Consider the following 17,022-nt stretch of genomic DNA (forward strand, 5'->3'; position numbering starts at 1 on the left):
GCACCTCGGGGGGATCAGGGGCCGACATGGACGTAGGAGGCCCACAGCGATGGGGTCTTCGGGGATTCGGCGCGCACGTCGGCGACCGTCTCCGCCAGCGCGGCGTGCACCGGGCGCCCGGCGGCGAGCCGCCGGTAGAAGCCGCGGGTGACGGCCGTCGCGGTGCGGTCGTCGGCGGGCCACAGCGTGCCGACGACGTGCGCGTAGCCGGCGAGCTGGAACGCCGACGTCAGGTGGACGGCCTCGTCCGGCAGGTCGATCGCGCCGAGCGCCGTCGTGCACGCGGCCAGGAAGGCGAGCCGCCCGCCGGCCAGGTTCAGCCCGCCGACGTCCGGCAGCGTCAGCGGCTCGTCGTGCAGCATGAGGCGGCTGAGCGCGGGCGCGGACGGGTCGCTGACGGCGTGGCAGGCGAAGTGCGCCAGCGGCGCGCCGGGCAGCGCGGCGAGGACGTTCGCGCGGGTCGCCTCGGCGTCCCTCAGCACCCGCGCGCCCGGCAGGAGCCCGGCCAGGGTCTCGGCGTCCCCGGCCGCGCCGGGCAGCGGGAGGCCGTCGACGGCGGCGGCCGCCGAGACGACCAGCCCGCCCTCGGACGCGACGCCCTCGGACACGGTGGCTCCGGCCTGCTGCTCGCGCGCGTGCTCCAGCACCCGGACGGTCGGCGTGTACGACGGGACGATCGACCCGTGCTCGGTCGAGTGCAGCGGCAGGAACACCATCAGCCCGGTCGGCACCCACCACAGCCGGGAGACGTCCGGGGGGAGTTCGGCGAGCACCGGCCCGGTGACCGCCCGCTCCAGCCAGCCGAGGACGTCCCGCAGGTCCCGCTCCGCCCGCGCCCGTTCGCGGAGCGAGCCGCCGGGCGCGATCGCGACCGCCAGCGCGCCGTAGAGGTCGCTGATCCGCCGTCCCGTCTCCGCCGCCGTGGCCTCCGGCAGCGGGACGGGGCGGACGCCGTCCGGCAGCATGATCAGCGCGTCGGCGCGGCGGTCGTTCTGCGTGACGAAGACGATCGGCCCTTGCCGCGCGGCGGCGCACAGCTCGGCGGACGTCCTCGGCAGGAGGAAGTCGGCGTAGCCGTCCAGGCGGCGGATAGCGGCGAGGGTCTCGTCCCAGCGCCGGGCGAGCGCGTGCCGCCGCTCGATGATCTCGTCGGGGGCGCCGCCGAGGTCCGGACGGTCGAGGGCGTCCCTGATCCGGACGAACTCCGCCGCCGTCTCCGGGTGCTCGGCGGTGAGCCGCCCGAGGTCGCTCCTCGTGTCGAGCGTCTGCCCGAGGAGGACGCCCCGGCCCTGTTCGAGGAGTTCCACGGCGCGGTCGGGCCGTCCGGCCGAGAGCGCGGCGGCGGCCGCGTCGGCGGCGAGCCCCTTCGGCCGGGTCAGCGCCCGCTCCCGTTCGGGACGCGACAGGGCCCGCGACGCGCGCTGCGGGAGCGTCTCGACGGCGAGCGAGAACGCTTCGAGCGCGGACTCCCAGTCCCCGGACTCGGCGGCCAGATGCCCCCACGCCTCGGCCGAGCCGCCCCTCACCCAGGCGGGAGCGGCCGGGGCGTGCGCCGCCTGCCGCCACTGCTCGATCGCCCGCTCCCGCTGCGCCACATCCCCGGTGGCGTCGAACCGGCGGCGGGCGGACGTGCCGAGCAGGTAGCGGAACTCCGCCCGCTGCGGATGACCCTCGGCCAGCCCGTCCAGGGACCGGCGGAGCAGCGGCTCGGCCTCGTCCAGCAGGGCGTCGCCGCCCTCCGCGTCCTGCTTGACCAGCAGGGCGTCCGCGAGCCTGGCCTCGACCAGCGGGCGCTGGGTGTGGCCCGCGGGCATCACCCGGAGCGCCCGCCGCATCACCTCGACCGCCTCGGTCAGCAGCGCCGGGTCCTCGTCGACGCCGTAGAGCAGGACGAGGGCGAGGCCGAGGTTGCTCAGGCGCTGCGGCAGGTGGTGGCTGTTGACCAGGGCGACGCCGACCGCCTCGCGGAGCGCCTTGCGGGTCCGGGGCCTGGTGAACGGCGAGAAGATCGGCACCAGCGCCCGCCTGAGGACGGACTGGTAGTCCTCCGTCGGCGTCTCGGCGACCGCCCGGCGGTGCAGCCCGATCGACTCCCGCAGCGCGTCGACGTCGTCCAGGGCGAGGACCCGCTCGTCGAGGGCGACGGCCAGTTCGGCGAGGACCAGCGGTCTGACCGCCGGACTGGCGGTCCCGGCCGCCTCCCGCAGGATGCGGATCGACTCGTCGATCATGTCGAGGTCGCCGGTCGCGGTGTAGGCGACGTGGAGCGCCGTCGCGTACTGGATCGCGTAGCCGTTCCGGGCGGCGTCCTCCGGCGGCCGCGAGGCGAGCAGGCGGCGGCCCGTCTCCAGCGCCGAGTCGAGGTCCCGGCGCTGTCCGAGCAGCCGGTACCGGAGCAGGAGCGCCGTCAGGAGGAGCATGCTGAAGGCCCCGTAGCGGCGGTACCGGGGCGACCTGCCGTCGAGGCGCCGCCGCATGTCGCGGATGAGGTCGTCGACGAGCAGCAGGCCGTGCTCGCCCTGCCGTTCCGCGACCCGGAGCTGCGCGATGCCCCAGCGGTCGACCCGGGCGAAGAACGGCCGGACGGAACGCGCGCGCCGCCGCCGGACCTTCGCGGCGGCGGGCGCCAGGACCGCGCCGCACACCGCCGCGGCCGCGGCGGCCGCCGTGACGGCGAGCACCCACTTCAGCTCGTCCCAGGCCGCCCCGGCGAGGACGACCAGCACCGCGGACCCGACCGCCAGGGCGCGCGATCGGCGCCAGAAGCGCGGACGCCGCGCCAGCAGTTGCAGGGCGTGGGGGGACAGGAAGGGCGGCGGGGGCGCGGCCTCGAACCGCCGCACCACATAGGTGCCGTACAGGACGACCTGCGGCAGGAGCACGAGATGGAGGACCGCGAGCCACCCCGCGGCCCCGCCCGCGCCGACGGACGCGTACCCGTCCCGCAGTTCCGCGTGGGCGGCGGTGAGCGCGGCGGGCAGGCTCGCCGACGCCGACGTCGTCCACACGTTCGCCCGGACCCCCGCCTCCCGGTACACGAAGCGGAAGGCCACGAAGTAGAACGCGAAGGCGGCCACGACGTCCATGCCCTCAGCATTCGGTCGGAGCGGGCGGACGGCCAGACCGGGCATCCCACCGGAACCAGACCGTGACCTGGATGCCCGGCCGGCGCGGCCGTCAGCCCGCCTCGGGACGCGGCCGCCGGACCGGCGGCAGGTCGAACTCGTCGTTCGGCGTCCGCAGCAGGGCGACGCTCGCGGACGCGAATCCCACGGCGGTCAGCACCCAGGCGACGCCGGGCTGGAGGTTGCCGCCGAGCACGTTCACGAACTCGACCGGCGCGGCCGCGCCGACGGCGACGGCCATCCAGCGGGGCGCGACGCGGACGCGCCACAGCAGGACCGCGAGGAGGACGCGGCCGATCGTGATGGTGAGCAGCATCGGGAGCAGGATCAGCCCGAAGCCGGAGTTCTCGATGGAGTCGCCGAGCGTGATGACGGTGTTCGCGTCCAGGTTCTTGTCGACCGCGATGTAGTCGAGCAGGTCCGTGCTCGGGTTGGCGGTGCCCGCCAGGAAGCCCAGCGTCATCAGGACGCCGACGACGGTGGCGAACACCGGCGCGTGGCGGCGGCAGGCGGCGATCATCGCCAGCGCCGACGGGACGAGGGTGAAGATGAGGATCGGGCTGAACAGCAGCATCAGCCCCACCCGGTCGTGGTGGGCGACGGTGGCGGCGAACTGGTCGCGGCCGTCCTCGGCGCCGTAGTCGTAGGGGGCGACGAAGCCGCCCACCGCGATCGCCAGCGCGGGCACGGGCGCGACGACCGCGAGCAGCACGCGCCAGAACGTGCGCGCGTCGCGGACCTTGGTCGGGGTGGCGGGCGGGGCGGTGGCTGCGGTCACGACGGCCTCCTTGCGAGCCGGTGCGGATCGGGTTCCGCGCCAGTGTGCGGCGCGCCGCCGGACGGCCGACAGGGGCCCGTCCCTGGCCGGTTGGGGGCGTGCCCCTACCTGCCCGGGGACGCCGCCGGTCATCATGACCTGGTGACTCCTCGCGGGATGGCGGCGGCGTTGCTCGGCCTCGCGCTGGCCGAGGCGGCCGTGGCGGCGGGCGCGGGCGCGTGGTCGGGCCTCGGCTGGGACCGGCTCGTCGACCTGCTGGTGTTCAGCAACGCCGTGATCGGGCTCGCGCTCGCGGTGTCCGGCTGGCCGATCGCGGGACACCGGCCGCGCAACCCGATCGGCTGGCTGCTGCTGGCGGGCGGCCTGTGCTTCCTGACCACGGCGGCGGGCACGGCGCTGCTGGGCGTGGCGTCCGCGCACGACCTGCGGGGGCCGGGCTGGACGGCGCTGGCCACCGTCGTCAACGCGGCGTTCCCGTGGATGCTGTGCCCGCTGCTGCCGCTCGTCCTGCTGCTGTTCCCGGACGGGCGGCTGCCCGGCCCGCGCTGGCGGCTGCTGGCCGTCCCGCTCGCGGCCGGCGCGCTGCTGTTCGCCGCGTCGTCGCTGGTGCCGACCATGGGGCTGGCGTCCGAACTGGGCTACGACGACCCGATCGGCTGGGACGCGCCCGCCCTGCGGACGTGGGGCGGTCCACTGGCGACGGTCTCGATCGCCTGCGCCTACCTCGGGGCGCTGGCGGCGCTCGTCGTCCGGTACCGGCGGGGCGGCGAGCGGACGCGCCGCCGGTTGCTGTGGCTGGTGCCCGCCGCGTCGATCATGGTCGCGGTGTTCCTCGCGGACGCGGTGCTCGACCTGCAGAGCGTGTTCGCGATCCTGCCGATCGCGCTGGTGCCGCTGGCGATCATGGTGGCGGTGCTGCGGCACGAGCTGCTCGACATCCGGCTGGTGATCTCCAGGTCGGTGCTGTACCTGCTGCTCACGCTCGGCGTGGTCGCCGCCTACCTGGCGCTGATCACGATGCTGGACGGCGCGCTGCGGCGGCACGTGCCCGCGGGCGCGTCGGTCGCGGCGACGCTGGTGATCGCGCTGGCCTTCAACCCGGTGCGGATCGTCCTGCAGCGGCTGCTCGACCGGTCCTTCTACGGGGCGCGGCGCGACCCGCTGCGCGCGGTGGCCGAGGTGGGCGCGCGGCTCGGCGACGCCGACGGCGGGCTGGACGGCGTGCTGGAGTCGCTGTGCGGGGCGCTGAAGCTGCCGTCCGCGTCGATCGTGGTGCGGGGCGGGCGGGTCGCGGCGTACGGGACGCCCGCCGAGGTCCGGCACGTGTTCCCGCTGCGGCACGGCGACGACGAGCTCGGGGAGCTGGTCATCGGGCTGCGGGCGGGGGAGTCGCGGCTGGACCCGTCCGACGAGCGGGTGATCGGCCTGCTCGCCGCGCCGGTCGCGGTCGCCGTGCACGCCGGGCTGCTCGCCGACCGGGCGGGCGAGCTCGCCGAGGCGCTGCGCCGGTCCCGGGAACGGGTGATCACCGGCCGCGAGGAGGAGCGCCGCCGGATGCGCCGCGACCTGCACGACGGCCTCGGGCCGATCCTGACCGGCGTCGTCCTCAACGCCGACGCCGCCCGCCACCTCCTCGCCACCGACCCGGCGCGCGCGGGCGACCTGCTCGGCACGCTGCGCGAGCAGGCCACCGAGGCCGTCGACGACATCCGGCGGCTCGTCTACGACCTGCGTCCGCCCGCCCTCGACGGGATGGGCCTGACCGGCGCGCTCCGCGAGCACGCCCTGGCCCTCACCCGCCGCGCGGACGGCTCGCCGCTGACGGTGACCGTGCACGCCACCGAGCCCGCGCCGGAACTCCCCGCCGCCGTCGAGGTCGCCGCCTACCGGATCGTCACCGAGGCGCTGACCAACGTGGCCCGGCACTCGACGGCGGCCTCGGCGACCGTCGTGCTGGCGTCCGGGCCCGACGCGCTGCGCCTGCGGGTGGAGGACGACGGCGCCAACCACGCCCCCTGGGTCCCCGGCGTCGGCCTCGGCTCGATCCGCGAGCGCGCCGCCGAGCTCGGCGGCACCTGCGACCTCGACCCGGCCCCGACCGGCGGACGCGTCTCCATCACCATCCCCCTCGGCAAGGAGCCCGCATGACCCTGCGGATCGTCATCGCGGACGACCACGGCGTGGTCCGCGACGGCCTGACCGCCCTGCTCTCGGCGGTCGACGGCTACGAGATGGTCGGCACCGCCTCCACCGGCGACGAGGCCGTCCGCGCCGCCGTCACCCTGCGCCCGGACGTCCTCGTCATGGACATCCAGATGCCCGGCCGGACCGGCATCGAGGCCACCCGCGAGATCGCCCGCGTCGCCCCGGACGTCGGCGTCCTGATGCTGACGATGTTCGACGACGACGACTCGGTGTTCGCCGCGATGCGCGCCGGAGCGCTCGGCTACGTCCTCAAGGGCGCCGCCTCCGCCAACATCATCCGCGCCATCGCCGCGATCGCCGCCGGGGAGGCGATCTTCGGCCCCGGGGTCGCCCGCCGCGCGCTCACCTTCCTGACCGCGCCGCCGCCCGCCACCCCCGAGTTCCCGCAGCTCACGCCGCGCGAACGGGAGGTGCTCGACCTCATCGCCGCCGGGCTGGCGAACGCCGACGTCGCGGCCCGCATGTCCCTGGCCTCGAAGACGGTCAGCAACCACATCACCAACATCTTCGCCAAGCTCCAGGTCGCCAGCCGGGCCGAGGCCATCGTCCGCGCCCGCGAGGGCGGCCTCGGCACCTCCGCCGAGACCTGACCGCCGCCAAGAGGGCGGCGAGCGGCGCCCCGGCGGTGAGCGCGAGCCACAGCGCCCGGCTGCGGCCCCACTCGTCGGCCGGCCAGATCGGGAACAGGGCCAGCACCCCCGACCAGGGCCGGATCAGGGCGACCGCCGTCGCGACCGGGACGACCAGGGCGGCGAACACCGCGCCGGGCTGCGGCACGCCCCGGTGCCGCCGCCACGCGGACACCGACACCGCCAGCGTGGCCGCGCCGACCCCCTGCAGCGCGAACAGTCCCGGGTGGTCGGGCAGCCGGTGCCGCCAGACGAGCAGGCAGCAGGCCCACACCCCGAGGGCGGCCGGGACGGTGATCACGGCGCGGGCGGCGGTGCGCCAGACCAGCCCGCGCGGCAGCGTGTCGACGAGGGCGGCGCACCGCTCGTCCTGCGCCGTCGCCACCGTCCCGGCGATGAGGCCGACCGCGGCGCCCTGCAGCGGCCACATGACGTACGGGCGGGCGGCGACCATGGCCATCAGCCCGGCGATGACCGCGCAGGACGCGCCGAGCAGCACCCCGGGCGTCACCCGGACGGCGTAGCGGATCACGGGCTGCCCAGCGGGTTGACCATCGTGTGGTCGATGCCCGTGACCATGGCGAGGACGCAGGCGACGACGGCGGCGGCGAGCAGGACGGCACCGACCGCGCGGAGGCGCGGGGTGCGTGCGCGCGGGTCGTGCCAGAGGGCGGCGACGACCGCGAGCCCGCACAGGCACACCAGGTACCCGACCCACCACTGCGGCGACCCGGACATCAGCAGCATCCGCTCGGGATCGCCCTTGACGCCGAACGGGCCGCCGAAGTACGTCCACGGCGAGACGTGCCGGACGGGCCGCAGCGGCGCGACCAGCCCCTGGAAGGCGATGACGAACGCCACGAGCAGCACGGCGACCATCGGCGCGACGCCGCGCCGCGGCCACCAGCGGCCGATGACGACGCCGAGCAGCGGGCCGCCGAGCGCCGCCATCGGCCCCTCGCCGAACAGCACCGCGAGCCGCCAGCCCTCCGTCACGGGCCCGAACGGGAACCCGTCGGGCGGCGGCGGGTTCACGTGGTACAGCCGGACGTTCCACCCGTACCAGAGCAGGCCGACGGCGAACGGCAGCAGGCAGGCCAGGACGAGCGCGGCGGTCTGGACGCGCTCCGGCACGGGCGGCGCCCCCGCCGCCCGGCGCAGCGCGGCCGCGTCGCGGGTCATCGAGGCCATCGCGACCAGGCCGAGCACGCCGAGCGCGGCGGCCGGGACGATCGGGTTGGCGAAGCTCGCCTCCCGCGCGTCCGGCCGGAGCCCGAGCAGGCACAGCAGCACTCCGATGACGAACAGCGGGTGCCGGGCGTAGCGGCGCGTCTCGCTCGCGGCGAGGCGCCGCAGCACGCCCCGGCCGGCGGCGGTGGCGGGGAGGGGGAGGGCCTGCGCGCTCATGCCGCGCTCTCCTGCCGGTCGGTGCCTGCGTCCGAACCCAGCATCAGGAGGTAGGCGTCCTCGACGGTGGGGTCGGCCGGCACGGCGTCGGCGACCGCGGAGCCGCCGACGGACCTGATCCGCCCGGAGCCGGTGCGCCAGGAGTGCAGCGCGCCGGGCAGCGCCCGCGGCGCGAGCCAGACCCGTCCGGCGGCGGTGGCGACGAAGTCGGCGACCGCGCCGTCGTAGCGGATCCGTCCGGCGTCCATGACGATCACCCGCTCGCACAGCGCGGCGACGTCCTCGGTCTGGTGGGTGCCGAGCAGGACGGCGCCGCCGGTCGCGTGCTCCGACAGCAGGGTCCGCAGGGACGCGCGCTGCTCCGGGTCCAGGCCGGTGGTCGGCTCGTCCAGGACGAGCAGCGGCGGCGCGCCGATGAACGACTGGGCCAGGGCGAGGCGGCGGCGCTGCCCGCCCGACAGGGTCCGGATCCTCCTCGTGGTGCGGTCGCCGAGACCGACCAGGTCCAGGACGCGGCGCGCCTCGGCGTGCCGCCGGGCCGTGTCCGTCCACTCCTTGAGGAGCGCGACGTAGTCGACGAACGCGAAGCAGGTCATGCCGCGCGGGAACGCGACCTCCTGCGGCAGGTAGCCGAGCAGCCGCCGGACCGCCGTCCGCTCGGCGACCGATCCGGTCGCCTCCCGGCCGAGCACCGTGACGCGGCCCCCGGTGGGCGGGGTGGACGTCGTCAGCATGCGGATCAGGGTCGTCTTCCCGGCGCCGTTCGGCCCGAGCAGCCCGGTCACGCCGGGGCCGAGCTCCAGGTCGACGCCGTCCACGGCGACGGTCCGGCCGTACCGCTTGGCCAGCCCTTCGACCGCGACGATGGGCGGACGTGGTTCGGATGCGCTCACGCGTAACCTCCAGGTGTGCGTGCGGCACGGATCCGGGCCGCGAGGACGGCGACCGTGATCGCGGCCAGGACCAGGTAGCAGATCTGCGCGGTCGGCCGGACGGCGTCGTCCAGGTCGTCCCGCAGGTAGGCCGCCGCGACCACGGCGACCCACAGGCCGGACACCGCGCCGCCGACGACCGGCGGCGGCCACCACGTGAGGGCGACCAGCGCGGCCAGCGTGAGGCCGAGCGCCGGGGTCAGCCAGGCCACCGCGAGCCAGCCGATTCCGGCGACCGCGCCCATCACCGTCACCAGCGGGACGGTCGTGGCGATCACCGCGACGGTCCGCAGCAGCGCGAGGCGGGTCTTGGAGTAGGGGGTGGCGTTGGTCAGCTCGACCAGCGGATCGGTCGCGGTGAACGCGGCGACCACCCCGAGCACCGGGACCAGCGGCGCCACGAGCAGGTACAGCGCCGTGCCGAGCACCGCGCCGGGCCAGGACGCGGCGACCGCGAACACCAGCACCGCGACGGTGGCGAGCGTCCACGGGCCGCGCAGCGACCGGGACGCGGCGAGCAGCGCGGCGTCCTCCGCGCTCAGCCCGGCCCGGCGCAGCAGCCGCAGCGCGAGCGGGAGGCGGGGCCGCTGGATCGTCTCCCGCACGCCCGTCCACACCCGCTCCAGCGGGTCGGGGTCGGCCAGCGCCGCCACCCCCGCCCGGCAGCCCGCGCACCGGACGAGGTGCGCCTCGATCGACGCGGACGCCACCAGATCGGTCTCACCCGCCGTGTAGCGCCGCAGGAGGGCGGCGTCGCAGTGCCACGTGCTCATGACATTCCCTCGGTCGGTAGGGCCAGCAGGTCCTCGCGCAACTGCGCGGTCGCCTTGCGCAGCCGGAACTTCACCGTGCTCGCGGGCATCCCGAGCAGCCGCGCCGCCTCGCGGGTGCTCAGGCCGTCCAGCACCGTGGCCTGCACCACCGCGCGCAGCTCGGGGGACAGCCGCCGCAGCGCTCCACCCGCGTCGCCGTACTCCACGCCGAGCAGCACCTGCTCCTCGGCGCTCGCCAGCACCCCGCCGTCGGTCCGCGCGGACGGCCGCGCCGCCGCGTCCGCCCGGCGGAGCCGCGACACGAGACGGCGCACCGCGATCCCCCACAGCCACGCCGCGACCTCGCCCTCGCCGCGGAACCGCCCGGCGCCGCGCCACACCGCCACGAACGTGTCCTGCAGGACGTCGGCCACCGCGTCCGCGTCCCCGCAGCGCCGCGCCAGCCGCACCCGCAGCCACGGCGCGTGCCGCTCGAACAGCACCCGCAGCGCCTGCTCATCACCACCGCCGACCCTCCGCAGCAGCGCCGCGTCGTCGGCATCCGGACCTCTCGCCTGCACATCCCCTCTGTCGCATCCGGAGCCGCGACCGGACAACCCCGCGGGGAGAACTTCACGCGGAACCCGCGTCCGACAACGGCCAGCCGCAGGACACGGGCGGGAAATCTCCCAACTATCTACCGAGCGCGATCGGTCGACCACAGTCAGTGGGGAATGAAGGGGTGAACACTCCCGACCCCCCAAGGAGAACGCCCCCCGTGTCCGAGTACACCAGTGACATCCCGACCGGCAAGGTCCTGATCGTGCACAAGGTGATCAACGCCTACCTCATGCCCGACGGCATCAGCGATGCCGAGACGACCGGCGACGACGAGCTCCAGACCTTCTTCGCCGACCCCTGGCCGGCCAACGCCTCGGTCTACTGGAAGTTCGAGCCCGCCTCCGGCCGGCCGGGCGCCTACCACATCCGGTCCCAGCCCAACGAGCGCTACCTCGGCATCCGGGGAGACGTGGCGAAGGCCAACGCGGTCGTGATCCTGCGGCTGAACGAGTCCAACGCCGCTCTGTGGGAGCCCACGCCCATCCCCGGCCTGCCCGACGCCACGGGCCACCCGCTGGTGCGCGCGCTACGGCTGCGCGGCACCAACTTCGCGATGGCCACGGCCGGGAACCTCCCCAACCGCGACGCCGAGATCCACCTCGACCGCGCCTGGGACGGGGAGTTCAACCTCTACCACGCCTTCCTCCTCATCCCCGAGTCCTCGGTCACAACGACGCCCTGACACCACCCGCGCTCCGCGAGGACCCGCACCGGAGAGGGCGGGCCCTCGCGGCACCCAGGCGATGGCGGAGAACGACGGAGGGCGCTCCCCTAAGGAACGCCCTGCCGGAAAAGAAATCACGGGTGCGCCGTCAGGGACTTGAACCCCGAACCCGAGGATTAAAAGTCGGATAACAGTGGATTCTTTCGTGATTTGGGCTGTCGAACTATGTTGCCCTGGCCCTATCCGGCGCCTTTTTTTTGGATAGCCTCTTTCGCTGCCTGGTGCACAGTTCCGATGCTGTCGAGTGAACGTCGAGCGAACATGGACGCGCGGTAAACCTGCAGCGATGCGTCGAACAGCGTCGATGGTGCCGCCGCCTGCCGTCGAGCGTCGGTGCCCGAGCGAACGGCGAGCGAACTCGGAGGCACCAGAACACGCCCGCTGGTCGTCCGTCATCTCCGCCAGCGCAGCTTGTAGCCGGTGACGCAGTACTCGACTCTTGCATCTCGAATCCTGTGATCGAAGGATCCAGCGACTACGTTCGTGACGCCCACCGAAGTGGAGGGCGAAGATATTTACGCTGCTCCAACGCTGCTTCCGCGCCTCGAGTGGCTACGCGATAGCCTTGCTCATGAGGGAACGCAGAGTGGGAGCAACTCAATCGGAGGCGAGGAACGTGTCAACGTTACAGCTGATGCCCGATGAGAAGATCTTGTGCTCCTGCAAAGCGAACGCCATTGTCATCCCCTCCGAGCACGGTCTGTCCAGGTTCGCCGCCGACCAGCTTTTCCCCTTGACCGGCCTGGGGGCAAGGAGGCGATCGGGGGCCACCTCTATGTGACGACGCTTCGTTTGATCTTCAAGGCGCATCGCTTCAACCGGTTGCGTGGTTCGGTGTCCACACCGCTACCCATCATTCAGGATGTGCGTCCCTGGAGAACGGGGCTTGCTGTGGGAACCGAAGTCATTACACCGATCGCTGTGCAGAACTACGTGACGTGGTCCAGGTCTGAGTTAATCAGAGCGGTCGACGACGCACGCCGACTCATCGGACCGACGCAACTGGCCCAGATCGCATCGGTAGGCGATGCACTCGGCGGCTGGGAGGTCAACCAGACGGCCGAGACGCTCAACAAGGCTGCGCGGCTGGTCTTCGACATCACCGGAGCCCGCCCGACCGCCCTGGAGTTGATCAGCCTGTTGAACTTTTGCCCCTCCCAACGGTAGGGAGATGGACTTCTACTTGCTTAAGCGCAAGAACGTGGGGTTGTCGTTCCCCTGCGTTATATTTCCAGTGGAGGGTCTTGCGTGGGAAACGTGAGCGACGATGACATCGAGGACGGCTTCCTGGCGTTAGGTCAATTGGGTGAGTCTCTTCGTCGAATGTGGCGCCGACCCGTCTGGGTCCACTCGCCCCATGGGATTGCGGGTGCGCCTATCCGGTTATTGCTCAGCATGATCCGTCTGTCCTGGCGCATTATCCTAACTGTAGGATACATGTTTCTTTGCATTATGATGCTGGTTGCACTACTGTTGTTTATTCTGACAGTATTGGCTCTTATTGTAATGCTTCTCTATGTTATCGGCGTTGCTCTCGTTGAGGTTCTCTTCTGCTAATCCGAGATCCGGGCAGTTGTAGGTACGCATAACCTTCTCCGATCCTGGCGGGGGAGGTGACCATGAGCGAAGCCTTCCAAGTACACGTGCCCGCCACCGCCGTGGCTGCCCTCCTCGCGCCTCGCGGCAGCTGACGATCGGGGCCGTCACTCTCTGCAGCCAGGACCATGAGGCCGCAAGGCCGTCGAGGGCCTGCTGAAGACCGAGCCCGCCACCGCAGGAAGCGAGTGGCTCGTCGCGTTGAGCCACCTCGGAGGCTGATAGGCAGTTGCGCACTGCGAGTGCGCACTTGTTCGTGAGGAGTGCGCGCTCCTAGGCTCACTAGCCATAAAGACCACAACCTCACACCGCTATGGGAGCTAACGCTCATGTCGTATCCGCCGACGAGTAAGGACGCTCTACTCGGCCGCACGGAGATCGCCGCGCTGGCTGGCGTCAGTCGCCCCACCGTGACCTCCTGGGAGAGACTGGATGCTGGCTTCCCTTCACCTAGGCGCTCGAGCGGCCAGGACTACTTCCTGCGGTCGGAGGTCATGACCTGGTTGGATCGGCAGCCTGTGCCACCGGAACGCCTCGCCATCAATGAGCCCGTCGGAACCACTTACGGCGATCGAGCAAGGCGTAGAGCGGGAAGCGGGACGCCCCTAGCCGGAGAGGTACAGCGCCGGTCCGGGGGACGATCGCCATACCGCCACCCGTTCGGCGCGGTCGACGAACCCCACCCCGACAACCTGCGGATCGTGACCGAGTTGCTGGACACTGCCGTGGACCGCGTTCGCGGAGCTGCCGGTGTACTCGATTATGTGAACCTGCTGCTATGTCTCCACTACCTCCGTGGTGCCGCCGGCGATCAGTTCGAGAGGTTCGCCGCCAGGGCGCGCACTGTCACCAATCTCGACGAGACTGCCCAACTGTTGCGAGACATCGGTTGCGCGGTCGATGAGGACATGCGCGGCCTCGGCATTCGTCCGAGCATGCGGGAAGCGCTGGGGCGCCTCGAACCCAGGACCGCTCGCGATCTGCGCAAGGTCGTAGATGCGATGAGCCTCCTCGACGAGGACGTGTTCGGACTAATCCTTGATGAGTACGAACGACGAGCCGCACTGGGCAGTGGCGAGTTCTTCACTCCACGCGCGGTGGTCAGGGTGGCGACCCGACTGGCCTGCTCCGAGTTCGGCCCTGAGCTGCCGGAGTCAATCTATGACCCGTTCGCCCGCGACGGCGGATTCCTTATCGAGGCAGTCGCCGCTTGCGCTTTCGACGACAACGGCCTGCCGCGAGAGAAGACCTTGCGGACGTACGGCGAGACCCGGCGCGCCGACACCTGGCGGCTCGCGACCATGAACCTCATCCTTCACGGTGCCGCGCCGACTATCGACCTCAAACGCGAAGCTCCATGGAACGCCGACCCTACGCCCTCGGAGCCGTTCGATATCGTGCTCACCAACCCGCCCTTCAACATGAGTGATCCTGGCCGTGGGGAACGTCATGAGGGCCATTGGGAGTACGGGGCCCCTCCCTTGGATAACGACAACTTCGCTTGGGTGCAGCATTGCCTGTCGAAACTGAGCAGGAGAGGCCGGGCCGCGATCATTATGCCCAACAAAGCAGGGAATTCGGGCCACAAGTCAGAGAGTGCAATTCGCAGGAAACTGGTGCAATCCGGAGTTGTCGACTGTGTCATTGCCCTCCCGGATCGATTGTTTACTGGAACTGCAGTACCGGTCTCTGTATGGCTGCTCCGTCATCCCGGCACGCCATGCGATAGCACGCTGTTCCTCGACGCACGACATATGGGAATGCAGAATGGCTCCCGCCGAACTCTCGACGCCCTGGATGTGGAGACGCTCCTCGACGCTTATCGCACCTGCAGGAATCCTGAGAAGGCTGCAGTCGGCCTCGAAGTATCCGCGACGAAGCAGCAAGTGCCCAGTGCCCTGGTCTCCCGAGAGGGGCTGAGGCGAAGTGGGTACTCCCTAAACCCTCTAGACCATGTCGAACTTCAAAAGAGTGGCGCCGAGCGCTACGAGCACGACCTCGAGCTTGCCTGGAGACGGCAAGGTGATGCCGAGACGCGCCTTAGTGAGGTCCAGGAGGCAGTTGCCGGATTGCCGTTCATCGCGAATCGCGAATCGAGGCCGCTGAAGGGTCGGCCTACCGTGACGTCCGCCCTTGGCGCACTATGCGACATCCAAGCGGGTCCCTCCTATTCCAAGTTGGGCAAAGCGCAGCGCAAGATGGGCGGTCCGGTCCCCGTCGTCTTCCCACGGCACCTGAGGGACCGGCGCATTAGCAACGAGAAGGATGAGCGCGTCTCGGAGGAGATCGCTTACCGACTGACGGGCTTCGAACTGCGGGCGAAGGACATAGTATGCGTCCGCTCCGGCGCGATCATCCCGCCGGCACTCGTGCAGGAGCATCAGGTCGGCTGGCTGATGAGCCCGAACATCATCCGGCTTCGGGTATGGCCGGAGTGCGTGGACCAGGTGCTGCCGGAGTACCTGTTTCACTACCTGAGCCTGGACGAGTCCGTCGCCTGGATGCGTGACCGAGCGGCAGCCACCGCAGCCCCATCACTGCGCACCGAGTCACTCGGGACCTTGCGTGTCCCTCTACCGGATCTGACCGAGCAACTGAAAATCACGGCCGCATTGGACGGTCTGGACGACCTGGACCGCGCGCACCGAACCGTAGCCGCGTCCTTGTCGCACACCCGCGCCGTCCTGGCGGGCGCGCTCCTAAGCGCACCCGCCGAACACGACTCTGCGCCCAGTGACTACCACCGACCTCAGAAGGAAGCGTCGCCGTGAACACCCCACACCCGCCGTCCGCATTGACCACCTCGCACTCTCCGAGACCCCTGCCCCCGAACAGCGCCTGGATCCCCTGGCTGCTGGTCATGGTGTTGTTCTCCACACTCATTGCGGTGTGTGTCGGTTTCCTCAAGGCCCTTGACGGCAGCCTGGCCGCCGATGCCGTCCTCTCGGCGGGCGCGGCGTTTGGAGGCGCTGCGCTGCTCTGTCTGGCCGTGGTCCCGGTCGTCCAGCAACTGCGGCAACGCCGCTAGCCAACCCGACGTGCTAGAGGGGCGATCGGCTGGGCGCTGACCAACCGCAACTACGGCAGCCCGCGCCTGACCGACTCAGCTCTTCGCACAGGGGCTTGTGACGGTGGCACAACTCGTGGCTGACGGGCACGGCCGCCGCCCTGGCGACGGGACTCCCGCCCGCCGGATCGAGACGATTCCCTGGAGCGGTCGCCGGAGTTAGTGGGCGAGAGTCGCGATGGGCGCGTCTGGCGGCGGTTTGGGTGGAGCGCGGTGCGTTGTAGGCACTGGGAGTAGAGGCCGCCGGTGCCGTATCTGGCGCCGTTGATGTCTGGAGTGGGGACGGCGAGTGAACGCGGAGCAGCATGCGTGGCAACGGCCCCAGAATGACGATGGGCAACGCTTCTGTGGATGCGTATACCCAGGCCATCACGGGTGCGCCGTCAGGGACTTGAACCCCGAACCCGCGGATTAAGAGTCCGCTGCTCTGCCAATTGAGCTAACGGCGCCTGTCGGCGGGCCCCTGGGGCCCTTGCGACAGGAGGAACAGTATCAGGAGCTGCGGACCTAGTGCGAATCGGTTTAGTCCCGCGCGGGGAGGACGCTGACCATGCCGCGCCAGAGGGCGATGGCGGTGGCGCGGGAGCTGACGCCGAGCTTGGCGTAGATGCGGTTGACGTGGTTCTTGACCGTCTTCTCGCTGAGGAAGAGCTGGCGGGCGATCTCGCCGTTGGAGCGGCCGGTGGCGATGAGGTCCATGACCTCCGACTCGCGGGCGGACAGGCCGAGCGAGGTCCGGGACGCGTCCCGGACGCTGCGCATCAGGTCGGGGACGGTGAAGGCGCCGGGCACGAGGTGCCCGCACGCGCCGGCGCGGAGCGCGTCCTGGACCTCGGGGCCGTCCCGCCGGGCGAGGACGAAGACGCGCGAGGTGTGGCTGAGCGGGCCCGCCTGGTCGGCGGACGCGGCGTCCAGCAGGACGATGTCGGGCCGGAGCCGACCGGCGAGGGAGCGGGCCGCGCCGGGGTCGGGCGTCTCGGCGACGACCTGGAGCTCGTCGCTGGAGTCGAGCAGGGAGGTCACGTCAGCTCGGACATGGGGGTCACCGTCCACCACGAGGACGCGCAGTGGGGCCGTCTCGTCGACACTCATCCGTTGCCCTTGGGGTGTCGTTGACATTTATAGGGTCGGAGCATAACCGGCTGGTCTTCCCACGTCGATGGACCGCGCCGAGTGTGACAACCCC

General features: G+C 71.7%; 15 protein-coding genes and 1 tRNA gene. 7 read left to right on the top strand and 9 right to left on the bottom strand.

Annotated elements, in window-relative coordinates:
* Window positions 1–14: 14 nt before the first annotated feature.
* Window positions 15–3,086, bottom strand: coding sequence for a CHAT domain-containing protein (locus tag ACH01S_RS22790; RefSeq protein WP_067894848.1), 3,072 nt, complete (start codon window positions 3,084–3,086; stop codon window positions 15–17).
* Window positions 3,087–3,177: 91 nt separating this feature from the next.
* The gene (locus ACH01S_RS22795; RefSeq protein ID WP_067894851.1) at window positions 3,178–3,903 is read right to left on the bottom strand and encodes a hypothetical protein; all 726 of its coding nucleotides are present in this window, start codon (window positions 3,901–3,903) and stop codon (window positions 3,178–3,180) included.
* A gap of 141 nt (window positions 3,904–4,044) precedes the next feature.
* Between ACH01S_RS22795 and ACH01S_RS22800 the strand changes: the two genes are divergently transcribed.
* Window positions 4,045–6,051, top strand: coding sequence for a sensor histidine kinase (locus ACH01S_RS22800; protein ID WP_148344396.1), 2,007 nt, complete (start codon window positions 4,045–4,047; stop codon window positions 6,049–6,051).
* Window positions 6,048–6,698, top strand: coding sequence for a response regulator transcription factor (locus tag ACH01S_RS22805; RefSeq protein WP_067894859.1), 651 nt, complete (start codon window positions 6,048–6,050; stop codon window positions 6,696–6,698). Before ACH01S_RS22800 ends, ACH01S_RS22805 begins: the two co-directional genes overlap by 4 nt.
* On the opposite strand, the gene ACH01S_RS43730 is transcribed toward ACH01S_RS22805, so the two are convergent.
* From ACH01S_RS43730 to ACH01S_RS22830, 5 genes are read right to left on the bottom strand one after another with little or no spacing between them, the layout of a single operon-like run.
* Window positions 6,604–7,269, bottom strand: a complete 666-nt coding sequence (locus ACH01S_RS43730; RefSeq protein WP_148344397.1) for a hypothetical protein — start codon at window positions 7,267–7,269, stop codon at window positions 6,604–6,606. The two genes, ACH01S_RS22805 and ACH01S_RS43730, sit on opposite strands and share 95 nt — an antisense overlap.
* Complete coding sequence (locus ACH01S_RS22815; RefSeq protein ID WP_067894865.1) at window positions 7,266–8,144, bottom strand: hypothetical protein; 879 nt, start codon at window positions 8,142–8,144, stop codon at window positions 7,266–7,268. The genes ACH01S_RS43730 and ACH01S_RS22815 overlap by 4 nt, the downstream gene beginning before the upstream one ends.
* On the bottom strand, window positions 8,141–9,037 hold the full coding sequence (locus ACH01S_RS22820; protein WP_067894868.1) for an ABC transporter ATP-binding protein: 897 nt from the start codon (window positions 9,035–9,037) through the stop codon (window positions 8,141–8,143). Before ACH01S_RS22820 ends, ACH01S_RS22815 begins: the two co-directional genes overlap by 4 nt.
* On the bottom strand, window positions 9,034–9,849 hold the full coding sequence (locus ACH01S_RS22825) for a cupin domain-containing protein (RefSeq protein WP_067894871.1): 816 nt from the start codon (window positions 9,847–9,849) through the stop codon (window positions 9,034–9,036). Before ACH01S_RS22825 ends, ACH01S_RS22820 begins: the two co-directional genes overlap by 4 nt.
* Window positions 9,846–10,409 carry an RNA polymerase sigma factor gene (locus ACH01S_RS22830; protein WP_067894874.1) on the bottom strand — a complete coding sequence of 188 codons (564 nt, stop codon included), beginning with the start codon at window positions 10,407–10,409 and terminating at the stop codon, window positions 9,846–9,848. The genes ACH01S_RS22825 and ACH01S_RS22830 overlap by 4 nt, the downstream gene beginning before the upstream one ends.
* 197 nt (window positions 10,410–10,606) lie before the next feature.
* Between ACH01S_RS22830 and ACH01S_RS22835 the strand changes: the two genes are divergently transcribed.
* The 5 genes from ACH01S_RS22835 (at window position 10,607) to ACH01S_RS22855 (ending at window position 15,797) form a co-directional block, all read left to right on the top strand.
* Window positions 10,607–11,131: an RICIN domain-containing protein gene (locus tag ACH01S_RS22835; RefSeq protein WP_067894877.1), complete on the top strand. Its 525-nt coding sequence runs from the start codon at window positions 10,607–10,609 to the stop codon at window positions 11,129–11,131.
* An 834-nt stretch (window positions 11,132–11,965) separates the two neighbouring features.
* On the top strand, window positions 11,966–12,340 hold the full coding sequence (locus ACH01S_RS22840) for a hypothetical protein (protein ID WP_169809335.1): 375 nt from the start codon (window positions 11,966–11,968) through the stop codon (window positions 12,338–12,340).
* Window positions 12,341–12,430: 90 nt separating this feature from the next.
* Window positions 12,431–12,730, top strand: coding sequence for a hypothetical protein (locus ACH01S_RS22845; RefSeq protein ID WP_067894883.1), 300 nt, complete (start codon window positions 12,431–12,433; stop codon window positions 12,728–12,730).
* A 740-nt stretch (window positions 12,731–13,470) separates the two neighbouring features.
* The gene (locus ACH01S_RS22850; RefSeq protein WP_067894886.1) at window positions 13,471–15,540 is read left to right on the top strand and encodes an N-6 DNA methylase; all 2,070 of its coding nucleotides are present in this window, start codon (window positions 13,471–13,473) and stop codon (window positions 15,538–15,540) included.
* On the top strand, window positions 15,537–15,797 hold the full coding sequence (locus tag ACH01S_RS22855) for a hypothetical protein (protein WP_067894889.1): 261 nt from the start codon (window positions 15,537–15,539) through the stop codon (window positions 15,795–15,797). Before ACH01S_RS22850 ends, ACH01S_RS22855 begins: the two co-directional genes overlap by 4 nt.
* Before the next feature lie 415 nt (window positions 15,798–16,212).
* On the opposite strand, the gene ACH01S_RS22860 is transcribed toward ACH01S_RS22855, so the two are convergent.
* Together ACH01S_RS22860 and ACH01S_RS22865 are read right to left on the bottom strand one after the other, a co-directional pair.
* Window positions 16,213–16,285, bottom strand: a tRNA-Lys gene (locus tag ACH01S_RS22860).
* Between the two features lie 73 nt (window positions 16,286–16,358).
* Window positions 16,359–16,928 (bottom strand): response regulator transcription factor, encoded by a 570-nt coding sequence (locus ACH01S_RS22865; RefSeq protein ID WP_067894892.1) that lies wholly within the window; start codon window positions 16,926–16,928, stop codon window positions 16,359–16,361.
* Window positions 16,929–17,022: the final 94 nt, after the last annotated feature.

It is taken from the genome of Actinomadura chibensis NBRC 106107 (assembly GCF_001552135.1).
Taxonomy (GTDB): domain Bacteria; phylum Actinomycetota; class Actinomycetes; order Streptosporangiales; family Streptosporangiaceae; genus Spirillospora; species Spirillospora chibensis.